At 57.7% G+C, this 18,779-nt stretch carries 19 protein-coding genes and 4 pseudogenes; 13 read left to right on the top strand and 10 right to left on the bottom strand.

Annotated features, from left to right (window positions below):
* Positions 1–389 precede the first annotated feature (389 nt).
* Positions 390–599: a hypothetical protein gene (locus ASD00_RS05505; RefSeq protein ID WP_156585467.1), complete on the top strand. Its 210-nt coding sequence runs from the start codon at positions 390–392 to the stop codon at positions 597–599.
* Between the two features lie 663 nt (positions 600–1,262).
* On the opposite strand, the gene ASD00_RS05500 is transcribed toward ASD00_RS05505, so the two are convergent.
* The gene (locus ASD00_RS05500) at positions 1,263–1,625 is read right to left on the bottom strand and encodes a low affinity iron permease family protein (protein WP_057205278.1); all 363 of its coding nucleotides are present in this window, start codon (positions 1,623–1,625) and stop codon (positions 1,263–1,265) included.
* A 578-nt stretch (positions 1,626–2,203) separates the two neighbouring features.
* Between ASD00_RS05500 and ASD00_RS05495 the strand changes: the two genes are divergently transcribed.
* Together ASD00_RS05495 and ASD00_RS41445 are read left to right on the top strand one after the other, a co-directional pair.
* Complete coding sequence (locus ASD00_RS05495) at positions 2,204–2,815, top strand: chloramphenicol phosphotransferase (RefSeq protein ID WP_057205580.1); 612 nt, start codon at positions 2,204–2,206, stop codon at positions 2,813–2,815.
* Positions 2,816–2,927: 112 nt separating this feature from the next.
* Positions 2,928–3,243: pseudogene (locus ASD00_RS41445) on the top strand (hypothetical protein); the annotation flags it as partial.
* On the opposite strand, the pseudogene ASD00_RS41440 reads toward ASD00_RS41445, so the two are convergent.
* Together ASD00_RS41440 and ASD00_RS05480 are read right to left on the bottom strand one after the other, a co-directional pair.
* Positions 3,215–3,564 (bottom strand): annotated as a pseudogene (locus ASD00_RS41440) (type II toxin-antitoxin system RelE/ParE family toxin). The pseudogenes ASD00_RS41445 and ASD00_RS41440 sit on opposite strands and share 29 nt — an antisense overlap.
* Entirely contained in the window at positions 3,545–3,820 is a 276-nt protein-coding gene (locus tag ASD00_RS05480) for a type II toxin-antitoxin system ParD family antitoxin (protein WP_057205272.1), read from the bottom strand. The pseudogene ASD00_RS41440 and the gene ASD00_RS05480 overlap by 20 nt, the downstream one beginning before the upstream one ends.
* Positions 3,821–4,429: 609 nt before the next feature.
* Here ASD00_RS05480 and ASD00_RS41130 point away from each other — a divergent pair.
* Positions 4,430–4,818: pseudogene (locus tag ASD00_RS41130) on the top strand (hypothetical protein).
* Positions 4,819–5,075: 257 nt separating this feature from the next.
* On the opposite strand, the gene repB reads toward ASD00_RS41130, so the two are convergent.
* The gene (gene repB, locus ASD00_RS05475; protein WP_057205269.1) at positions 5,076–6,098 is read right to left on the bottom strand and encodes a plasmid partitioning protein RepB; all 1,023 of its coding nucleotides are present in this window, start codon (positions 6,096–6,098) and stop codon (positions 5,076–5,078) included.
* A 3-nt stretch (positions 6,099–6,101) separates the two neighbouring features.
* The gene (gene repA, locus ASD00_RS05470) at positions 6,102–7,298 is read right to left on the bottom strand and encodes a plasmid partitioning protein RepA (protein WP_057205266.1); all 1,197 of its coding nucleotides are present in this window, start codon (positions 7,296–7,298) and stop codon (positions 6,102–6,104) included.
* A 1,003-nt stretch (positions 7,299–8,301) separates the two neighbouring features.
* Here repA and ASD00_RS38350 point away from each other — a divergent pair.
* The 7 genes and pseudogenes from ASD00_RS38350 to blh all read left to right on the top strand — a co-directional run bounded on the left by ASD00_RS38350 (position 8,302) and on the right by blh (position 12,804).
* Positions 8,302–8,545 (top strand): annotated as a pseudogene (locus ASD00_RS38350) (DUF982 domain-containing protein).
* A 58-nt stretch (positions 8,546–8,603) separates the two neighbouring features.
* Positions 8,604–8,762 carry a hypothetical protein gene (locus ASD00_RS40865; protein ID WP_164474984.1) on the top strand — a complete coding sequence of 53 codons (159 nt, stop codon included), beginning with the start codon at positions 8,604–8,606 and terminating at the stop codon, positions 8,760–8,762.
* Between the two features lie 5 nt (positions 8,763–8,767).
* Positions 8,768–8,917: a hypothetical protein gene (locus ASD00_RS39750; RefSeq protein ID WP_156585465.1), complete on the top strand. Its 150-nt coding sequence runs from the start codon at positions 8,768–8,770 to the stop codon at positions 8,915–8,917.
* A gap of 331 nt (positions 8,918–9,248) precedes the next feature.
* Positions 9,249–9,557, top strand: a complete 309-nt coding sequence (locus tag ASD00_RS38345) for a DUF982 domain-containing protein (RefSeq protein ID WP_082523446.1) — start codon at positions 9,249–9,251, stop codon at positions 9,555–9,557.
* 615 nt (positions 9,558–10,172) lie between these two features.
* Positions 10,173–10,361 carry a hypothetical protein gene (locus ASD00_RS05465; RefSeq protein ID WP_156408527.1) on the top strand — a complete coding sequence of 63 codons (189 nt, stop codon included), beginning with the start codon at positions 10,173–10,175 and terminating at the stop codon, positions 10,359–10,361.
* A gap of 370 nt (positions 10,362–10,731) precedes the next feature.
* On the top strand, positions 10,732–11,346 hold the full coding sequence (locus ASD00_RS05460; protein WP_057205259.1) for an ABATE domain-containing protein: 615 nt from the start codon (positions 10,732–10,734) through the stop codon (positions 11,344–11,346).
* Between the two features lie 159 nt (positions 11,347–11,505).
* The gene (blh, locus tag ASD00_RS05455) at positions 11,506–12,804 is read left to right on the top strand and encodes a bifunctional sulfur transferase/dioxygenase Blh (protein ID WP_057205256.1); all 1,299 of its coding nucleotides are present in this window, start codon (positions 11,506–11,508) and stop codon (positions 12,802–12,804) included.
* Positions 12,805–13,079: 275 nt separating this feature from the next.
* Here the strand turns inward: blh and ASD00_RS41430 are convergent, their stop codons facing one another.
* Complete coding sequence (locus ASD00_RS41430; protein WP_244496017.1) at positions 13,080–13,472, bottom strand: hypothetical protein; 393 nt, start codon at positions 13,470–13,472, stop codon at positions 13,080–13,082.
* Between ASD00_RS41430 and ASD00_RS05450 the strand changes: the two genes are divergently transcribed.
* Positions 13,356–13,643 carry a DUF1515 family protein gene (locus ASD00_RS05450; protein ID WP_244496014.1) on the top strand — a complete coding sequence of 96 codons (288 nt, stop codon included), beginning with the start codon at positions 13,356–13,358 and terminating at the stop codon, positions 13,641–13,643. The two genes, ASD00_RS41430 and ASD00_RS05450, sit on opposite strands and share 117 nt — an antisense overlap.
* Before the next feature lie 52 nt (positions 13,644–13,695).
* Here the strand turns inward: ASD00_RS05450 and ASD00_RS41125 are convergent, their stop codons facing one another.
* From ASD00_RS41125 to ASD00_RS05430, 4 genes are all read right to left on the bottom strand, one after another.
* Positions 13,696–14,124 carry a hypothetical protein gene (locus ASD00_RS41125; RefSeq protein WP_156585463.1) on the bottom strand — a complete coding sequence of 143 codons (429 nt, stop codon included), beginning with the start codon at positions 14,122–14,124 and terminating at the stop codon, positions 13,696–13,698.
* A 1,695-nt stretch (positions 14,125–15,819) separates the two neighbouring features.
* Positions 15,820–15,996, bottom strand: a complete 177-nt coding sequence (locus tag ASD00_RS41425; protein ID WP_156408530.1) for a hypothetical protein — start codon at positions 15,994–15,996, stop codon at positions 15,820–15,822.
* A 95-nt stretch (positions 15,997–16,091) separates the two neighbouring features.
* Positions 16,092–16,823, bottom strand: a complete 732-nt coding sequence (locus ASD00_RS05435) for a PhzF family phenazine biosynthesis protein (RefSeq protein ID WP_063963224.1) — start codon at positions 16,821–16,823, stop codon at positions 16,092–16,094.
* A gap of 83 nt (positions 16,824–16,906) precedes the next feature.
* The gene (locus ASD00_RS05430; RefSeq protein WP_057205577.1) at positions 16,907–18,037 is read right to left on the bottom strand and encodes a PLP-dependent aspartate aminotransferase family protein; all 1,131 of its coding nucleotides are present in this window, start codon (positions 18,035–18,037) and stop codon (positions 16,907–16,909) included.
* Positions 18,038–18,135: 98 nt separating this feature from the next.
* On the opposite strand from ASD00_RS05430, the gene ASD00_RS05425 reads away from it, so the two are divergent.
* Positions 18,136–18,759, top strand: a complete 624-nt coding sequence (locus ASD00_RS05425) for an XRE family transcriptional regulator (protein ID WP_057205243.1) — start codon at positions 18,136–18,138, stop codon at positions 18,757–18,759.
* Positions 18,760–18,779 lie beyond the last annotated feature (20 nt).

The raw sequence follows: 18,779 nt of genomic DNA, 5'->3' as shown, positions 1-18,779 counted from the left end.
TCGGGCATGGGCTCAAATGGCATACGAGGCTGATCGGGGCGCACAGCTTGTGCGGCTGGCCTCGCAACACCTTCAATGCCGTTGTAAAGCAGGCCTTGGTCGAAAACCGTGGGCGGATACTTTAGCCATAACCCATTAGGGGACGCCTCGCCCACCACAGTCACCATACATTAGCAAACGGAACAATGCCCTCTGACCCGCGTTTTAATTGCATAAGCGTTGGCGAATGTGGGCAACCCAACGCGGAGTCCGGACGGTCTGGCTACCCTCTACCCCAAAGACCGTCTGGATCTCCCCCGCAGTTTCACAGTTGAATCCCGCCTCCGCCGGCGCATACTCGAAGTGGCTAACGTCGGCCTATTCAGCCCTGGGCCGGCTGGGATTAGGGTATGAGCAAAGCGGTTGGATCTCGCACAGAGATGGTAACGCCTGACGATTTCGAGAAAATAAACCTCGTCTTTCGGGAAATGGTTCAGGAAAGGGACCTCGCGGTTAATGGCGAAGAAGCAATCGCGCTCGCACGGCTGGTCAGCCTTTTTCAAAGCGGCATTCACGATCAGGCTGCGCTGAAGCTGATGGCGAGCTACGTGAGAGCGTAGCCGACTCCCCGCCGGGACACGTGAAAAAGAGCGGCCTTCTTTGGAAGTTCTGTGGCTAAGAAGGCCGCAGCAATATCAGCAATACCTAAATATACAGCTAAATCTGACGATTGGCGAGAACAATCGCGTGCAAAGCGTTTCGGGCGGAGACGAACAGGCTCTCTTATTTACGCGTGTTTCCCTCGTTGAATAAGGGCGCCTCGAGCGGGTCGTCGGGACGCTTGTCCCCTCGAGGTCACCCGCTCCAATGCTCGAAGGCGCGTAAGTCCAAGTCCACCCGACCACGAATGGCACGTCCATTTGGTCAAGTGCCCCGGCAACGGTAATAGATGTCTTACCTTTCAGTTCATCATGCGCGGAACCGGGCAAGCACATGAACGCGCGTCTTTTCCGAGCACTTTCATAAAATCAGCGATGAGGGGAACGACCAGCGCCCTGGTGTCGATCTTCAGTAGGGGGCATCTGCCGAGATGGTGCCGAAACTGCGGGCGAAGCATCGCCCCGCAAATCGTTAGACGAGGGTCCGGCGCGGACGTTTAACTTGGGCCGCTGGTTCTATATTCAGATGGTCGACGCAACGGCCATCGCGTTATGAGAGACCAGCCTGCAAATGACGAGCGCCTGAACCATTGGCCGGCTACCCGGCGCTTCCTTCCGCCATCATTAGGAGGCGGATCGGCAAGCTGCAGTTTCAACCTCGGCAATTACATCGCTGATTTCCCGCTCTGCTTTTTTCTCGATACCTATGAACCGGTTCTCAGCATTTTGGCTCGTGAGAATGAGTTCATCTAGCTTCGCTTGAATTGCTTCATTGTCGCGATTTTGCGTGTTCTGCAGTACGAACACCATCAGAAACGTAATGATGGTAGTGCCCGTATTGATAACAAGCTGCCAGTTTTCGGAGAACCCGAAAAAGGGCCCGCTTACAGCCCACGCAGCAATTAAAAGCACGGCCGCGACGAAGATAACAGGCTTCCCAGCCCAATGGGCAATCGTGTTGGCGAAGCGCGTGAACAAGTTTTCCATTGCTGCTCATCCGTTGTTGTAGTTTCCATCATTTCAACGGCTTAGATAGATCTTTGTTCCGACCGAGATGCTGCCTCGCAGGGGCGCAGAGAAAGTGGCTCTATTGGCCAAAAGTTGGTGCTTCATGTGTCGCAATCGCGCTGGATTGGCGACGCTGCGCGCGACGATCAAAGCTTTTCGAATTCAACGAGCCTGCGGTCAAGTCATACTGGACTGCAGCCGCCGACGTTGCTGCGATCGCGCCCAGATTGCAATCGGTCAAGGCACTGTACGTCAACTGAGCGTGATCCATGCGACCAGAATTCAGGCCGCGCTGGGTCTGCTGTTTGGTGAGCGCCGCCGCACCGCTACGATCTGCGTAGGTTGTCTCTGCTCAGCCGCAATGAGACGGAGCCCGGGTTAGGTCACCACTGCCTATTTTCAGTGTCCAATTGTTCAATCGGGGCTGTGAGATGCTTCCGTTCTAGCTGCGGCCAAAAAATTGTAACTGGGGCATGTTTGATGGCGCGGACGAGATTGCGGTGCTCTTGAAATTACCTATTGTTGTCGTGGAACACCGTTATGAGGCTGATGCTAATATGCGCGTTTTCGTTTTGCTAATGGGCTTCCCTGGCGTCGGGAAGCTGACAATTGCAAATGAACTAAGCACCCTCGTTTCTGCAAAAGTCATCGATAACCATTGGTTCAACAATCCGATATTCCGCCTCCTGGACGATGACGGAATTACGCCCCTCCCGAACGGGATATCGGAATACACTGGAAGAATCCGACAGGTAGTTCTGGACGCGATTGTGGCCTACAGCCCCACTTCGGCAAGCTTCATCTTCACGCAGGCCCTTGTCGAAGGTAATCAAGGTAGTATTCGCACGTTTGAACAGGTAGCCGGCGCGGCGCAGCAAAGTTCGGCGTCGCTCATTCCCATAAGATTGCTTTGCGATGAGGACGAGTTGGCGCGCCGTGTTTCCACTCCCACACGTCGTGAGCAACTAAAGTCGATTGACACAAGAGCCTCCAGACAGAGAAGCAGAAAAGCTCGGGTCTTCGATCCCCAACACCCCTTTACTAAGGATCTGGACGTTACTTCGAAATCAGCGAAGGCCAGTGCAGCGGCGATCCAGCAACATGTTATCCGAGTGATTGGCGGCGATTTTGGCCCACCTCGAACGACAAGTTTCGTTACCTTGTCATAGATTACGATTGGATCTCCCGGTATTGCCCACGACCAGTCCCGACATGCGTGCATAAGTCTCAGCTTGGAAAGGGCCACTTAAGGAGGCTTCCATAACCGCGGCGATGGCCAAGTTATTCCGCCGCGTCACCGCAAGCTGCAAAGACGTTGGACTGGAGCGCCTCGATGACAAGGCGCCCGCCTTGTCAAGTCCGCGGCCCTGGCCGCCGGCCTGCATGGCGACCCCAGTGAGAACGAGCCTGCGGCCAAATTCTCCGGTCATTCGCTGCGCGCGGCCTGGTCCCCCTCGGCGAGGTCGATGAGCGTCATGTGCAAAAGCAGATCGGCCATGCGAGCAAATCCCAGCTCCGACGCGACGGATTTAGGTTCAATGTGACGAAGGCCGCGGGGCTTACGGACCTTATCCCGCCAGCATATGTGCGAGCATAGTTCTGATGCGGTCCTGCGCACCGTAGAAGACAGCCGCGATAATAATTGTGCGGCTATGTTCTACCGGTAGAAACCAAATAGCCGTGTTGTCCCGCCGAAGAACCCGCATCTCGGGATGAATATCGGGCCGCAGAGTCCCGATATAGGGCGTATCGTCGAGGCGATCGATTTCGACACGCAAATTGCCGATCCGTTCAGCGTACGTTCCACAGCCTCGCCAGGCGGGTCCCCCAGTTCGACATAGGCGTCGAACAGATGATCGAAGATCAACTCGAAATCGCGTTCGGCATCCTCAGAATATTCAAGAGCCCACGCGAACAACCCGTCGCTTCCGCTCAATCATTGCCGCGACGCGGCTTTCCATTTCCGTCGCAGAAATCATCGGTCCGTTCAATCGCCGCTGGACCAATTCCCGAAGCGCTGCCGTTTCAACGGCCTCAGTTTCCGTCTTTTGCCGAAGCAGTTCGAGGTCTTGCTGAAGAACGGAACTCATGCTGGAATACCGGCCGCTCTCAACCAACGAACGGGCAAACGCATCCTGCTGGTCTGTCAGCGAGATCGACGATTTGACACTCATCGGTTCAACTCCTTTGAGCTTAACTTGGTACTCAGTAGCACATTTATCAATCTGACGAGATGACCCGTTAGGGCGGCAAAATCAGGGATGTCGGACGGGATCGCCTCAATGGCAAGGAGGTGGCGCACCTAGTCGAGCGAACCGCGATTGCCGCCGTCGCGGGTGGCGGCCCGGCCGAGGTCGAACGAGGATTTAAATTCCTTGGCCATTCGCGGCGCGCGGGTCTAGCGTCTTCGACGGGGTCGACAATCGTTATGTGCAAAAGCATCTAGTGCACGCTTCGGTCGAAATGAGCCGCAAATATGCACCGCCGCGACCGCCCCACACGGGGCTTTGCCCCTCCCCTGCTCCGGGTATGAAACGTGGGTTTTCAGCATGGCGCTTCAGTTGAAATCGGAAGAAGCATAAACCCACTGAAGTATCACCGCAAATTCCCCAAACGGAAGTTAATTGCCAGTAAGGTTCCCTCATTCATGCGCAAGTCTTTACTCGCCTCATAATTGCCGTCTCACTTTCGATCTGAAACGAACTGAAATGGATTATTTCCGTTGGCCAGCCCGCATCGGCCGCGTCGCTGGCGCCGGTTTGATCGTCTGAATGGAGGCGAACATGAGGCACCAAACACGCGAACAATTATCCGCAGTAGCGCAGGTCGAGCAGGGCCTGCAGCAAATGACCCTTTCTCGCAACGACCGCTTGGAGCGCTGGGCGGGACTTCTTGAGCAGAAGCCGCAGCAGCTACTCTCCACGCCGTCCGAAATCGAGTATCAGCCGTCTCGTCTGCGCGACAAAATGCGTTGCGATAACTCGCCATCTCGGTTGCGTCCGAAGGCCCCGTTTTGCGCTCGGCCGGGTTGAAAAACGATACCTTCGGCGAAGCAAGGCGCTTTTTCGAAGTCAGTGCCGAGCAATTGCACGAGGTGATCTGCTACTGCCATTTCGGCACCACTATCAGTGGAGCGACCGCTGCTCGGACTGTCAGATCGCTGCTGCTTTAGAGCGTTGAACATTGGCAACGACCGTGAGCGGACACCCCTGCTGACCATTGCCGGGGTGCCCGTCAAGAACGTGAAGGCGCGACCAATCGATGCGAAAGCCGCATTTTTGTGAGGCGACAGAGCACGATTCAACGAATTCAGGCATCAAAGGGATGCTGAAGACTCTTGACTGAATCTCGTGGAAATGCGAATCTCACCTTGCTACAGATCGAGAAGGGCTCCACGACGGAAACGTTTGGGGCCTTTTTCTTTATCCATCAGCCTCCTGAAGCCTGACTTTGCTGGAACTCCGCGTACAACTCATCGAGCTTATGCTCGACGAATGAACCGAAGTCGGCTGCTACGCGCTTGTCGAATACGATGCTCAGGCGCTCGCCATTTTCCGAAACCCGCACGGCCTTCTCGCCCGAACCGTCTTTCCACACCGATTTTCTAGCCGGCTCTGGCACCTGCTTCAGGCAGTTGTACACGGCGAGAAAGCGGTCATCTGACGAGAAGTTTTTGAAAGCTGGCTCTTCGATCAGCTTCAACGCTGCCTGGTGCTTTGGCTTATCTTCCATCAGATCCGCAATATCGGCCCAACGGGTACGGCCGAACCCCGGAGCTGGCCCTACTGCCTCGATGAGGGTGCCCGGTAGCCGTGTGACGAGGGCGATCATGCGTGAGAGCGCTGCCTTGTCGACGCCCAGGGCCGACATGATGACGTCCCTGCTGAACTCGCGTTGCTCAAGGCGCGAAGCGAAAAAGGACCGCTCGATGAAGGAAAGATCGGTGCGCGCGTTGTTCTCTTGTCCCTGGCTGACGACCAGTTGCTCGTCGCTCAGATCCCTGACGACGGCCTTGATCGTACCGCCGATCTGACGAACGGCCGCTAGGCGCCTATGGCCGTATGCAACCTGATAACGGCCATCGCTTGTCGGGTGCGGCCTGACGAGGATTGGGACCTGCTGGCCATGCTCGCGAATCTGAGCCTCCAGGAGATCCTGATCGTCCTGGCTAACGCCCAATCGATCCGAAACGAAGGAAACGTCGATCAGTTCTGGGTCCAGTTCGACGACGGCCTGGCCCTTGGCCAACTGCTTTTCCAGGTCCTCGACGCGTTGCGCGCGTTCGTTGATGCCGCCGAGAGATTGCGAGATGGCGCCAACCGGTGAAGCGCGCTTCAACGGCTTTTCAAAACCGGCCAAAGGGCGCAGTTCGGCAAGCGGGCGCTCATGTTGCAGATCGGGCGACGAGGGGAGATCCCCCTGTTCTATTCCGAAGACATTTTTGCGCGCCATCGCTTATTTCCTTCCCCAGGTCTGCTTCACGAGTTCCTCGATTTCGGCGTTTACCGCCGTCAGTGACTCGAGCGCACGATCGTATGTGCCGCGGGTAAACTGGTTTCGATCGACTTCGTACAACGTCTGCTTGGTAAGGCCGGCATCCGATACCGCCGTCGACTTGACCATCGCATTTTCGAGAACGCGATTTCCGAAGATCGAGCGCATGAAGCCCGCCATTTGCGACTGAGGGCCATCATTTGGCTCGTAGCGCGTCACGAGGTAACGCAGCCAGTCGTAGTCCATCGTGCCGCCGGCGTTCTCGACGACCTCGAGTAGGTCGCCTGTCATGTGCAGGAACTGGCTCATGGACATGACGTCGAGCATCTGCGGGTGAACCGTGATGAGAACCGAGGTCGCCGCGCAGAGCGCCGACAGTGTTAGGAACCCAAGCTGGGGAGGGCAGTCGATAACGACGATGTCGTAGGCGCTTTCGATTTCGGCCAGGCATTCGCCGATGCGGGCAAAGAACATGGAATCGCTGCGACCACGAGCGATCAAAGCCTTGGGGGTCTCGTGTTCGAATTCCATCAATTCCAGGTTCCCCGGAATGATGTGCAAATTGGGCGTATATGTCGCTCGAACGATTTCGGTTATGTCTCTTCGCTCTTCATCGTAGCGGATTGCGCCATAAAGCGTCTCGTTTTCGCCTACGTCGAGCTCTGGCTGATGACCGAAGAGCGCGGATAGCGATGCCTGCGGGTCGAGATCGATTGCAAGTACGCGGTAGCCGCGAAGGGCAAGGAATTGTGCGAGATGGGCAGACGAGGTCGTCTTACCCGAGCCACCCTTGAAGTTCATGACGGAAATGACCTGGAGCTTTTCGCCATCCTGGCGATGCCGGATATAGCGGCGAGGTCCCTTTCCGCCCTCGTCCAGCAGACGGCGCAGCTCCTGAATATCTTCGACGCTGTACAACCGTCTGCCGTTGGGGAGCGGCTCTGGGCCATGCCCTTCCGAAACAATCTGCCTGAGGTAACCTTGATGAATTCCGATGAAGTCGGCGGCTTCGGCGGGTGTGAAGCTGCGTATCGTCTTGCGTGCGGTCGGTGGGAAGGTGCGTTGCTGATGCGCCTGCAATTGACGCGACAATTCCTCTGCGTCAGAAGCGATTAGGGAGCGTAGTCCACCAGCGGCTTTCAGAGGTTTGTTGAGCATCGGTTTCTCTTTTGTCCTATCCGCGCTTATTTGCGGTTTTGAAGGAAATATGCGCTGATCAGGAGTAACCCGATTCCAACATGGGCTGCAACCCTCTCGGTTGCGTTGTGCATGTACAACTTATCTCAATCTCCTTTGGGTCACGCCTGCGCAGTTGTACGTGTACAACAGACGGCAGCAGAATGGACAGCGCCCGCTCGCTTCGCACGAGGTTGCGTTCGGCAGGCGGGTCGGTGTTTGGAGCCGAATACTTCTTCGATGCGTCCATTGCCTGAATTTTTGCCCCGGCGGATGCCCATTCTGTTCAGTAGCTGGCGCAAAATCCAACCGGAGTTGTCCAAGGAACATGCGCGGCTAGCCTACGTTGCCGACAGTTATGCGAGTTTGCGCGATCCGCCTTTGCCAGGGAGCCTTCCTTTGAGCGCAGGCAACATTGCTCGCAGGCTTGTTTCGTCGTTGCAGGCAACCCGCTCACGGGTGGCGTGGCCACCTCTTGTATGTTAGAAAGTGAGTCCTGGCTTTCGATGCGCCAAAAAATGGATGAATCGAAAGCCGCCGTAACGTCCGACTGACGGAACGTAACGTGCTATTAGTTTCCGTATACGTATAAGTATCAATTATATCAAAGGGTTGGGACCGGTATAGTTGGCCCAAGAACTGCGCGTTTGCGCGCGGTTTTGTCCCGCAACTCAGTTTACGCCAGTTTTATCAGGGCAAAAGTCATTCCCGGGTGGTTGTACATGTACAACTCCGGAATTGAGGCGGTGTTAACAGGCCCAGGGGCAGGAGCGCAGGTCATGAAGGCGGATGGCCGTTCAACCGCGTTCGCGCTCGATATGCTTGGAACCGTCCGTTCCCCGTTCGGATTGGCCAGAACGCTAATAACTCGCCGGCATCATTTGTCGTTCCGAAGGTTGACAATCGGGAGCGCTCACGGGGAGCAGAACCTACACCACAGCATCCCCCTTCACACCGGATAGGAGACGAGTTCCGGAGGCCGAACATGCGCGAAACCTGGGAAGAATGCGTCATTGTAGAGCTGCAGCAGCCACGGCGTTCAGATCGTGTGGGACCCGGCGCACGCAGCCCGTCTCCTTACCGATTGCTGGCCAGTTCAGTGCGGATTTCGCTATGGAACGGCGCTTAATCGCTGCACAGACGCTGTGTTCGGCACATACCCCTGGAAGCAGGCTCGGTCTGCATTCATCGCGGCTATCGCCGAGGCGCGAGTTGGAAAATTGCGCTGAGGGCAGTGCGAAAACCCGGGCTTCGGAACATTCCCTAGTGAACGAAGTTGGTAGCTTCATGAAGAGCACGGAAGAACAGGCAAAAACCGGCATGATAACGTTCGTCGCGGCAATATTCGCGCTCGCGCTCATTATCGCCGGAGCATATTTCGTGTTCTGGACGCCAACTGAGCCAGAGGGCCAGCCAGCGCCTCATGCGATTGATCAAAGCAAGTAGGGGCGATGGATCCGCGCGACACACCCACAGACCTTCCCACCTCCGCAGACATGCCCTGGCAGAAAAGACGAAAACTGTTGGCGGGTCGCGGGCTTGCGGTGATTGTCGGGGTGGCGATCGGTGCCTTCGCTATTTACGGCTTCATCGTCAACTAGGGTAATATCGTTAGCAGTCAGTAGGCGCCTGGTTGCTAATGCTGGGTGTCGAGGGTGCGGGGACCGCTGTTCGCGGATTTGCGTTGAAACCACGTCAGGCCCCGATCGCAACGGCGTCAGGCTCCCAAGATCGTCAGCGACGCGGGCAACTCGCGCGAAAGGGCGAATGCCACGGCCGGGGAGATGAAGCCGCCCGAGCAGAAAGGGGGGCGGCCAAGCGGCAACAAGATTTTTTTCGACGTCTTCTTTTTCATGCCCTTGAAGTGGCGATGTGCGTTTCCAATATCGATTTGGTCTTCTTTTCATCCGGTAGAATGTCAAGGAGGAACCAATGCACATTCCGGAGATGCCATGGTCGGGGCCGCTGTTGGTGCGGCTGCAAAACGGTACGAGCCGAGTTTTCTCCTCGGTCTACGATGCACTCGATTTTCTCGAGAATGAATGGCCACTTCGACGTGGACAACACTACGAACGGGCGATTAGGACCTGCCGCGGCGCGCTCAATAGATCGACACCAATAGCGGTGGCTCGAGAAGCGTTTATTGCTGCATGCCTGGAAGCTAGTATGCCGGCCACCGGAAGGTTCGAGCATCTGCGAACATCGAAGCGCAATGACGACAGTCCGCAAAGAGCGGCCTAGTGCTGCCAAAAATAGCGTCCAATGGACAGGCAAAGTCTTCATCCACTCCTGGCCCCTACGTGGGGCCCTTTCTTTGTTAGCTGATATGCCGTTCATCGGATGGGAGTGCTGGCATCGAGCTTGCGGAACCTTCTTGAGGCAAGGGGGTTCGTCTCTCGACTAGCGTTTTGTGGCGGGCCGGGAGTTGGCTATGAAATTGGAGAAGATTGGCAAAGCAAGGTTGAAGCTCCGCTTGCCATCGTTCCGGCATGTGCTGTCGGAGCTGAGAAGCCCGGCATTAACCGAAATCTGCATCGCTTACGCAGAGGCATCGATGCAGCTGGATAGACTCCGCTTCTGTAGCTGCCCTGATGTGCTCCTGATTGACGAATACGAACGTGTTTGTCGTGAGCTCGAAAACAGCATTGAACCGTATCTTCGTATGTTTCGGCCTCCCCTTACATCAAATGTACGATGACGTGATCGGAGGCGTCCCGGTGACCCCGCAGGTAAGCTTCTGCCGGTTTCCACGCAATACGGGATTTACCATCCAGCCCGAAGCCGGAGACCCTGCGCGCTCGCGAATGGACGTCGTTCGGAACTCGCGCCGCTTCTTCACGTTCTAATAAGATGAAGATGACTTCAGACGAAGACAGCGCCTTACTCGCCACGCTGCGGGCCTCAGCGCGCATCCATTTCCCGGATGCAGACGAGGCTGATGAGCTTGTGGCGCGCGCACTCAAAGTCGCCATTGCCGAAACGGAAGCAGGTCGAGCAAAACGCGACAGGAAACGCTGGCTGCTGCGCCTCATGGACATTCCCTGATCACTTGGAGACCCGGTTCGAGAGCGCTTTCCCGAGAAACCGGTCGGTGTCTCAGTGCGGCGCGTCCACACTGGCCGCAAGCAACCGCGAGCATTCGCCAGCAGCCGGAACGATGAAGCCCGTGCCTGAAGGTGGCGATTGTGGGCAGCAAAACACCTGCCGCTGCGAATCGCGTGCCTGCGAAAAACACCGGCGGCACGGTACGACGCCGGCGGATATGCCGATCCATGTGGATCCCCAAATGAGGCACAGGATAAGAAAACCGATGAGGTTCGCTGCGAAGTCATATGGATACTGTAACGGTTAAAATCATGTTATACCGTTACATGTTCATCTTGCCAATTTTGTTCCCAAGTTCGATAATTGATGGATGCAACCCAAACCGATCGCCGAACTGCGTCTCCTTGGTGGACATCCCGTGCTCGACTACGTCAACACCGTGGACAGCCGCAAGGATCGCATCGGGCCCGATGCTCTCGTCTCGTTCAATCATTTGATCGAGTGGGCGACTCGGCTTGAACTCATAGGGACCGCCGACGCAGCTCAGCTCGGTTCAAGAGCTGCGGCGCATCCACAAATCGCGGGAAAAGCATTTGAAGAGGCACGGGCCCTACGAGAGGCTATTTACGCAATCGCGCTGGCCGAAGTCCGGGGCCAAGCACCGCCGGAAAAGGACCTGCACTTGATCGGTCGCATGGCGAAACGATGGCTTGCCGGCCGATCCATCCTGATGCGACAGGATGGACAGATCGCCTGGAGCGAATCCGTGCAAGACCCCCAAGACATCGCTTCCAAGATTGCATGCTTTGCCGTTGACCTGTTTACAACCCGCGACGCCCGTCGCTCGATCAAGCAGTGCCCCGGTCACAATTGTGGCTGGCTGTTTCTCGATCACTCGCGATCCGGCCGAAGACATTGGTGCTCGGACGACATCTGCGGGACATATGCCCGAGTGAAGCGATACCGTTCGAAAGAATCCAGCTAGAGGCGTTTTTCACCGCCGCGGACACGGGTTTCAGCCGTTGGACCGTATTTCTGGGCCTCCGGACTTTGGCTCGGCTGCCACGGATGGCAACCCTGGAGCGACCGAGGAACACACAAGCCCTGGCGGCGTTCAGCTTGTATCGGATTCCAGGAGGACCTCATGATCATTACCAAGGTCAATGAAAAGCTCAGCATCATGGCTCAGCCCGCGACGGACGAGTTCCAGTCGTTTGCAGATCAGGGCTTTACCGGGCTGATCAATGTGCGGCCCGATGGAGAGGACGAGGAGCAGCCGGGCAGCGAGCAGGAAGCCGCCGCGGCGAAGAAAGCTCGGATGTCCTACACCTTCATCCCCGTGACCCTCCCCACGGTAACAGAATCCGAGGTTGCCGCATTTCAAGAAGCTCTTGATGAAGCCGAGGGACCGGTCGTGGCACATTGTAAGTCAGGAAGGCGTGCCCTCCATCTGTACGCGATCGGCGAGGTCCTCGCCGGCCGCATGCGTCGCTCCGAGGTCCAGGAATTCGGCCATCTGCATGGTTTTGACTTGACCGAAGCTACCGCTTGGTTGGAGAACCATTTCGCGCAGCGACCCAACGTCAGGGGTTTCTTCGACGAGCGCACTTGCAGCATCCAGTACGTTGTGTCCGACCCTGAGACGGGTAGCTGCGCCATTATCGACCCCGTCCTCGACTATGATGAAAAGGCGGGCGCAATCGGCGCGATGAATGCCAATGCGATCCTCCAATACGTCAACGAAAACGCGCTCTCGGTCGAGTGGATCCTCGACACTCATCCCCACGCCGATCATTTCTCGGCCGCCTATTACCTCGCAGGGCAGACTGGCGCCCCAATCGCGATCGGCGATCGGATCGTCGAGGTTCAGAAAATCTGGAGAACTATTTACGAGTGGCCGGACCTGTCTGCCGACGGGTCGCATTGGAACCGGTTGTTTGCGGACGGCGAAACGTTCAATGTCGGCTCGATCGATGCCAGGGTCCTTTATTCGCCAGGTCACACCCCAGCCTCCGTCACCTATATCATTGGTGATGCCGTTTTTGTTCACGACACCATTCTGATGCCCGATAGCGGCACGGCTCGCACCGATTTTCCAGGTGGAGATGCGAGCTCCCTATGGCAGTCGATCCAACGAATCCTAGCTCTTCCAGAGGCTTCGCGGGTGTTTACCGGGCACGATTACCAGGCCCACGGGCGCGCTCCCCGGTGGGAAAGCACGGTAGCGGAGCAAAAGCAGACCAACATTCATCTCGATGGTTTTTCGCTTGAAGACTTCGTTAAACTTCGCGTCGAAAAGGACGCCCAGCTACCTTTGCCGAAGCTCATCCTTCACGCCCTTCAGGTCAATCTTCGCGCGGGCCGCCTTCCCGAGCCCGGAAGCGACGGCAGGCCGCATCTGAAAATCCCAATTGGCGCTTTCGACGCAGCGGCCTGGCGATAAGAAAGCGTCTTTTACGTTTAGCGAGACAACAATCCACACGCAGCATGGCTTCTGATCTTTTTTTCTCGTTTAGATTGAGGCATTCTCCCGCCGCGTTACAGGAGAACATCATGTCCTACGATTGGGAAGGTGCGCGCCGCCGGCGATACAGACAGGCAAGGCTTTGGCTCCTGGTGGCTCTGGCCGCATGGTTAGTTGCGCTTGCGATGGCGCCGTAGCGACCGCTCAAGGCTTCTCCCCCACCCAAAAGGTGCGTCTTCGGAACATCGGCGTGTTCAATGGTTTTGGTGGCACTCCATCATGTTTCTGAAAGCTGGCCTTTTCATCTTTTTTGAAGAGGCCCGTTTTTTCAGCACATTTCGCGCTGGCGAGCATTTCTCGGCTTCGGGCAAGGTTCGGCCTGCCCTCTCGAATGGGTCGGCCTTTGCGCTGGCGGCGTCTGGACGAATGCGGAATGTGTAAGGCACGGGGAAGGGCAGTAAATGGCAGCCACAGAAACAGCAGCGACGGTCCATCGCCAGCTTGGCGAACTGACGGCAGGAACGCGCGCCTTGCAGGACACATTGCGCCGGATCGAAGAGGGCGCCGACCGCGCCGAGGATAAGGCGGCCGAAAGTCGCGCGGGCGTGCATCGCCGCATGGATGAGCTTGTCGGTCGCGTTGGTCATCTCCAAACGTCAACGGCAACGATTGTTGCCGACGTTGCGGAGATGAAACCGGTCACCGATGACGTGAAGCGTTGGAAGCTGATGGGTCGGTGCGCTCGGGGTTCACCGGTATTGCGGCGATGGCTCTCCGCGCGAGTTTCGCCGAGGCAATCAGGCGCATTGTTTTTGTAGTGACGGAGGGCCTTCAAACCCGTCGCCCAGGGCGTGAGTTTCTGATTGCTATCTAGTTAATCACCCGTGGAGCCATTGTCAGTATCGCCGCCACCGCCGAAGCCGGAATCACCACCGCCATTGCCAGGATCGCCGCCGCCGCCGAAGCCGGAATCACCGCCGCCATTGCCATGATCGCCGCCACCCCCGAAGCCGGAATCACCGCCGCGAGTACCAGGATCTCCACCACCGCCGTGGCCGGAATCACCGCCGCCAGTGCCAGGATCTCCACCACCGCCGTGGCCGGAATCACCGCCGCTAGTGCCAGGATCTCCACCACCGCCGTGGCCGGAATCACCGCCGCCAGTACCAGGATCTCCACCACCGCCGCCAGTACCAGGATCTCCACCACCGCCGTGGCCGGAATCACCGCCGCGAGTACCAGGATCGCCGCCACCGCCTTGGCCGGAATCACCACCGCCAGTACCCGGACCGCCGGCACCGCCGCCGCCCGGACTGGTGCGGGTCCGACCCGTGTTACCATTCGATGTTGCGATTGCGTTTATCGCCGGGATCGGCTGACATTTTTCTCCTCCGCCATCATTGATGATGTTGGCCGCTCCACGCGCGCTACACTGACCCGGGAAAATGGAGCGCTCAGTGATTTGCCCTTGCGCCGGGACGGCTATTGTTAAGAAACCTGCCGACACCACGGCCAGACCGGTGCTTATTAGAAGCTCACGTACCACGTTCATTTCGACCTCACTAAATTAGATATCGGTTAAATAACCTTGAGTGAGGAAAATGGTTCCTTAGGGCGCTCAGCTTGGGATCTTTGCAGCTTAGACGTTTTCCGCCTGTCGTGCGTTAATGCGTCATGGCTAAAACGTTAAGAAAGAAACCGCCTCCTGGGCCAACGGCGGATCCCATGCCGGATCGCGCCGCGCGATATTCAGGTGGCCGAACTGAGTTTCGTGGTACTGGCAACCCAGCGAGGAAGAGGCGCGGGCTCAGGTCACGCCTGGTGGGACAGAGAAAACGAGACCGACTGCACGGATTGTGCACGTGCAAGCCGTGCAATTCGCGATTTGTTCCGCGCAATTATCCGCTTTGACGCTGCATGCCCGGCGGTATCCGTTTCATGTGAGCGTCTGTCGCACTTGTCTGCGAAGCCCGGCGCGGCGCTATTCGTCTACGTAGCGGAGTTCGTACCACCACCGAACATTGCTGCAGGTAGGGCAGTCACCGTAAAGAACACTGCCGCCACAGGTGGTGCAAGTGACCAATACTTGCCTCTGCACGCGCCTCCTGGGCTGGGGCGCGCGGCTGGCTTTACGCACTTTTGGTGGGAAGGGTGTGTCGTCAGCGACCTTGGTGATGACCGCTGATACGATGCTTGCGATGAACAAGTATCCAGCAATCCAACCGAGGTCGCCGTCTTTATAAAGGAGCGCGAAAGCGCCGATCGCCATTGCAGCTACACAGGTACCTCCGCTGACCCACCGAAAAAAGGGAAAGCTGAACTTGCGGTGCCAGTAGACCCACACCCACGTGGCGACCAACAAAGCGGTTCCCAGCAAAAACTGGTCGTTTCGAGAGATGGACGTCGTTGTAAGCAGGCTGGCCCACAGCACGGCGATGACGCAAATCGATGTGATAAAGCCTGTCCAACCCACCAGCTTGCCTCCTGAGAGTGAAGCTCAGCATTCTCTAGGTTGAAAACTTTTGCAATTCGCCCGTTGGGACTACCTGTGATCGAAGCTCATATCCAGTTCGATCTCTCCCGCTTTGAGCGGTCGTTGCCCTGGCGCCTTCGGTGCGGCCGGCACGGTATTGCTGGAAACGAACTCGCCTTTGGCCCAAAGGCCAGCCTCGGCGGCGCGCCGGTTAGATCCGTGGATATAGCCGGTTCGATCGAGGAATTCTCTATTGCCGCCTTGTCGAGATTCGGCCGCCCAAACCCATCGAGTTCCGCAAAGTCCTTGGTCCAGAACGGAACTGAAGCCGCATTCAGTGCCAACGCGGCAAGATGCGCCGCCGTATGTGTGACCGAAAGTGGCTTACGTCTGCGCGGTTCAACCGCGAAGCGTACGTCCTCACTGATATAGGCGCCGAGGTCGCGATCTGACTGAACGATATATGACCACGCCCTGCCATTCGCCCTCCCCCTTCCTGACGGTTTTGGCTTCCTCCCCAATCAAAAGCACGCCGGCGTCAGTATCGACCAAGCCTGTCCAGGCATCTGCAATCTCAACGACTTCCCATCCGCAAAGATGACCTGCCCTAGATCGGCGGGTTGGTCCGCCTTGTCCGGTGGGGCACCGCCCGGGAAGGTAACGAAGGTGCCGGTCTTCATCGAAGTATCGAATTTCATGCGTCTGCCTTCTCGATATGCGCGCCAATCGATATGTGGGCAGAGAAAGCGTGGCTTCCATGAAGGTCACAGCGTTGCCGCGAAGATTAACGCGGTCATTGGTCAGTTCGCAGTCTAGCCATCCGCCGCGTGCCGACGCCTGATAGGCCATGAGCTTGTCGTGGCCCAATCGCGCAACCCCAATAGGGCACGAGCGTAGCGTGGATTGACCCCGTAACCGGGTCTTCGGGTATGCCCGCGCCGGGGGCGAAGTAGCGCGACACGAAATCCGCCTTTGCGCCCTCGGCTTCCTGCCCCGTCACAACAAGGCCGACAGGGCCGAGGTTGGCAATGGCTGCATGGTCGGGAACGAAACCGCGCACGGCATCGGCGCTGCCGAGATCGGCAAAGATGTTCTCGAAATTGCGGAAGATGCGGACGGGCGGTTCAGCGAAAATCCCTGCTATTTCCGGCGGCAGAGTGCCGGTGTCCTCGGGCGTCAGACACGGAATGTCGAGCCGGTATCCGCCCGGCTCCCTCGATACACGCAGTTCTCCGACCCGGGTGTGGAAGACGAGCTGTGTGTCCGCCTTTGCCTTGGTGAACAGAATATGCGCTGTCGCAAGGGTGGCGTGCCCGCAGAAATCGACCTCATGAGCCGGGGCAAACCAGCGCAGATCCCACGCCCCATCGGGGCGGGCTTTGACGAACGCCGTCTCAGCCAGGTTGTTCTCCTGTGTAATCGCCAGCATCAGTTCATCCGGTAGCCAGTCGTCAAGCACAAGAACGGCCGCGGGGTTCCCCGCGAAGAGGCGGTCGGTGAAAGCGTCGACCTGATACATGCGCATGGCAAATTCCGTACTGCAGATGATTTATCTTTGTTACTATCGGCCTGAATATCAGTCCGGGACGCAATAAGGCATCGGCGGATTCAGCCAAGGCCCTTCAGAGCTTGTATCAGATCGTCGATGATGTCCTGAGGATGCTCCAGCCCGACCGACAGGCGGAGCAGTCCCGCCGGCGCCATTGTTTTCGGGCCTTCGACGGATGCGCGATGCTCGATGAGCGTGTGTGTCCCGCCGAGGCTTGTGGCCCGCGTCACGAGCTTGAGCCGACCGGCGACCCCCATTGCGGCCTCGGCCCCACCCCGAATAACAAAGGACAGCATTGCGCCGTAGCCGCTCATTTGCTGCTGCGCGAGCCCATGGCCCGGATCGTCATGCAGGCCAGGGAATAGCACCTTCTCGACATCTGGATGAGCAACCAACGCTTCCGCTATCTTCTGCGCGCCCTGGCAATGTGCCCGCATTCGGATGGGCAAAGTCTGCAAACCCCGCAGAGCCAACCAGCAGTCGAAGGCCGCAGCCACACTTCCCTTGTGTCGCTGGATGATGCGCAACGGTCGCTCCAGCGGCGATCCCTCGGGAACGACGACGACACCCGCCATGAGATCGGAGTGCCCGCCAATATATTTTGTCGCCGAGTGCATGACGGCATCCGCGCCCAGTTCAAGCGGACGCTGAAGCACCGGTGTCGCCCATGTGTTGTCCACTACGGCAAGCGCGCCGCCCTCGTGCGCGATCGCACATGCCGCCTGGATATCGACAACCCGGATCAGCGGATTTGACGGAGTTTCGATCCAAACAAGCCCTGTCGGCGCTACCGTGACCGCGACACGCAAGGCATCGAGATCGCGCATATCGACCGGCTTGAATTCAAAACGCTTGCCGATGTCCGTCTCGTCAATGAGCGAGCGGATACCAAAATACATATCGTCCGGAACGATGATACGGCCACCGGTCGCATGCCCCTCGAACACGGCGGTGATCGCCGCCATGCCAGACGAAAAGGCCAGAGCCGCGCTCCCGCCTTCGAGCGAGGCCATCGCAGCCTCGAAGGCGTTGCGCGTCGGGTTCGCATCCCGGATGTATTCAAAGCCGGAGGGAAACGTACCGTCAACGCCGCGTTGAAAGGTCGTACTCGTGTGCAAGGGGAGCGAAACAGCGCCGGTCGCCGGATCGACGCTGCGGCCGATATGGATTGCCTTTGTCTCGATACGCATCCGCGAACCTCCATGTTGGATTTCGACGGCGAAGTTGAAGATTGCGACGCCGGTCATTATAGTGACCGTATACGGCATGAGGAGTGAAAGTCAATATAATGACCGATATGATGATGGTGGCTGAGACGGAACAACAGCTCGGCTCGGTGCTTGCGAGCCGAATCCAGAATCTCCGGCATGAGCGGACGCTGAGCCTCGACGCACTTGCCAAGCTCACCGGCCTCTCCAAAGGCACCGTGGTGGCACTCGAAAAAGGCAAGGCGAACCCCAGTATCGCCGTCTTGTGTCGGCTGGCTGCGGCCTTTTCACTCTCTGTCTCCGATCTCCTGAGCAATCAGGTAAATGACGCGCCCGATAGTCCGCTTGAGCGCACCACACCAAAGATATTGTGGAGCAGCACCAATGGCAGCCAGGCACAGCTTCAGGTGTCCACGACCGGCCGGACCATGTTCGAGTTGTGGTCGTGGACCATTATGCCGGGTGAGGAGTATCGAGCCGATGCACACAGCCCGGATACACGCGAGCTGATTTCCGTTGCTGAAGGCAGCCTCAGCGTTCGCGTCGGTGCTGAAACCTTGATCCTGAATGCTGGGGAAGGTGCCCGGCTGGTCACGGATCAGGAACACTCCTATGCCGCAGCGGGCAATCGGCCCGCTCGCTTCACCATGGCCGTGCTGGAACGGGGAGGACCGGCCGACGAAAAGCCATCCGTGGAGAACTGACGAAATGCCGAATCCGCCGG

The sequence above is a fragment of the Ensifer sp. Root31 genome, assembly GCF_001424825.1.
GTDB classification, from domain to species: domain Bacteria; phylum Pseudomonadota; class Alphaproteobacteria; order Rhizobiales; family Rhizobiaceae; genus Ensifer; species Ensifer canadensis.
Note: the sequence above shows the minus strand (reverse complement) of the source record. Positions and strands in the feature narration are given on the sequence as shown.

Bases quoted from the DNA above. Each gene is read 5' to 3' on its own strand.
- ASD00_RS05505 (WP_156585467.1), top strand. From the start codon at position 390: ATGAGCAAAGCGGTTGGATCTCGCACAGAGATGGTAACGCCTGACGAT.
- ASD00_RS05500 (WP_057205278.1), bottom strand. From the start codon at position 1,625: ATGGAAAACTTGTTCACGCGCTTCGCCAACACGATTGCCCATTGGGCT.
- ASD00_RS05495 (WP_057205580.1), top strand. From the start codon at position 2,204: ATGCGCGTTTTCGTTTTGCTAATGGGCTTCCCTGGCGTCGGGAAGCTG.
- ASD00_RS05480 (WP_057205272.1), bottom strand. From the start codon at position 3,820: ATGAGTGTCAAATCGTCGATCTCGCTGACAGACCAGCAGGATGCGTTT.
- repB (WP_057205269.1), bottom strand. From the start codon at position 6,098: ATGGCGCGCAAAAATGTCTTCGGAATAGAACAGGGGGATCTCCCCTCG.
- repA (WP_057205266.1), bottom strand. From the start codon at position 7,298: ATGCTCAACAAACCTCTGAAAGCCGCTGGTGGACTACGCTCCCTAATC.
- ASD00_RS40865 (WP_164474984.1), top strand. From the start codon at position 8,604: ATGAAGAGCACGGAAGAACAGGCAAAAACCGGCATGATAACGTTCGTC.
- ASD00_RS39750 (WP_156585465.1), top strand. From the start codon at position 8,768: ATGGATCCGCGCGACACACCCACAGACCTTCCCACCTCCGCAGACATG.
- ASD00_RS38345 (WP_082523446.1), top strand. From the start codon at position 9,249: ATGCACATTCCGGAGATGCCATGGTCGGGGCCGCTGTTGGTGCGGCTG.
- ASD00_RS05465 (WP_156408527.1), top strand. From the start codon at position 10,173: ATGACTTCAGACGAAGACAGCGCCTTACTCGCCACGCTGCGGGCCTCA.
- ASD00_RS05460 (WP_057205259.1), top strand. From the start codon at position 10,732: ATGCAACCCAAACCGATCGCCGAACTGCGTCTCCTTGGTGGACATCCC.
- blh (WP_057205256.1), top strand. From the start codon at position 11,506: ATGATCATTACCAAGGTCAATGAAAAGCTCAGCATCATGGCTCAGCCC.
- ASD00_RS41430 (WP_244496017.1), bottom strand. From the start codon at position 13,472: ATGACCAACGCGACCGACAAGCTCATCCATGCGGCGATGCACGCCCGC.
- ASD00_RS41425 (WP_156408530.1), bottom strand. From the start codon at position 15,996: ATGAAATTCGATACTTCGATGAAGACCGGCACCTTCGTTACCTTCCCG.
- ASD00_RS05435 (WP_063963224.1), bottom strand. From the start codon at position 16,823: ATGCGCATGTATCAGGTCGACGCTTTCACCGACCGCCTCTTCGCGGGG.
- ASD00_RS05430 (WP_057205577.1), bottom strand. From the start codon at position 18,037: ATGCGTATCGAGACAAAGGCAATCCATATCGGCCGCAGCGTCGATCCG.
- ASD00_RS05425 (WP_057205243.1), top strand. From the start codon at position 18,136: ATGACCGATATGATGATGGTGGCTGAGACGGAACAACAGCTCGGCTCG.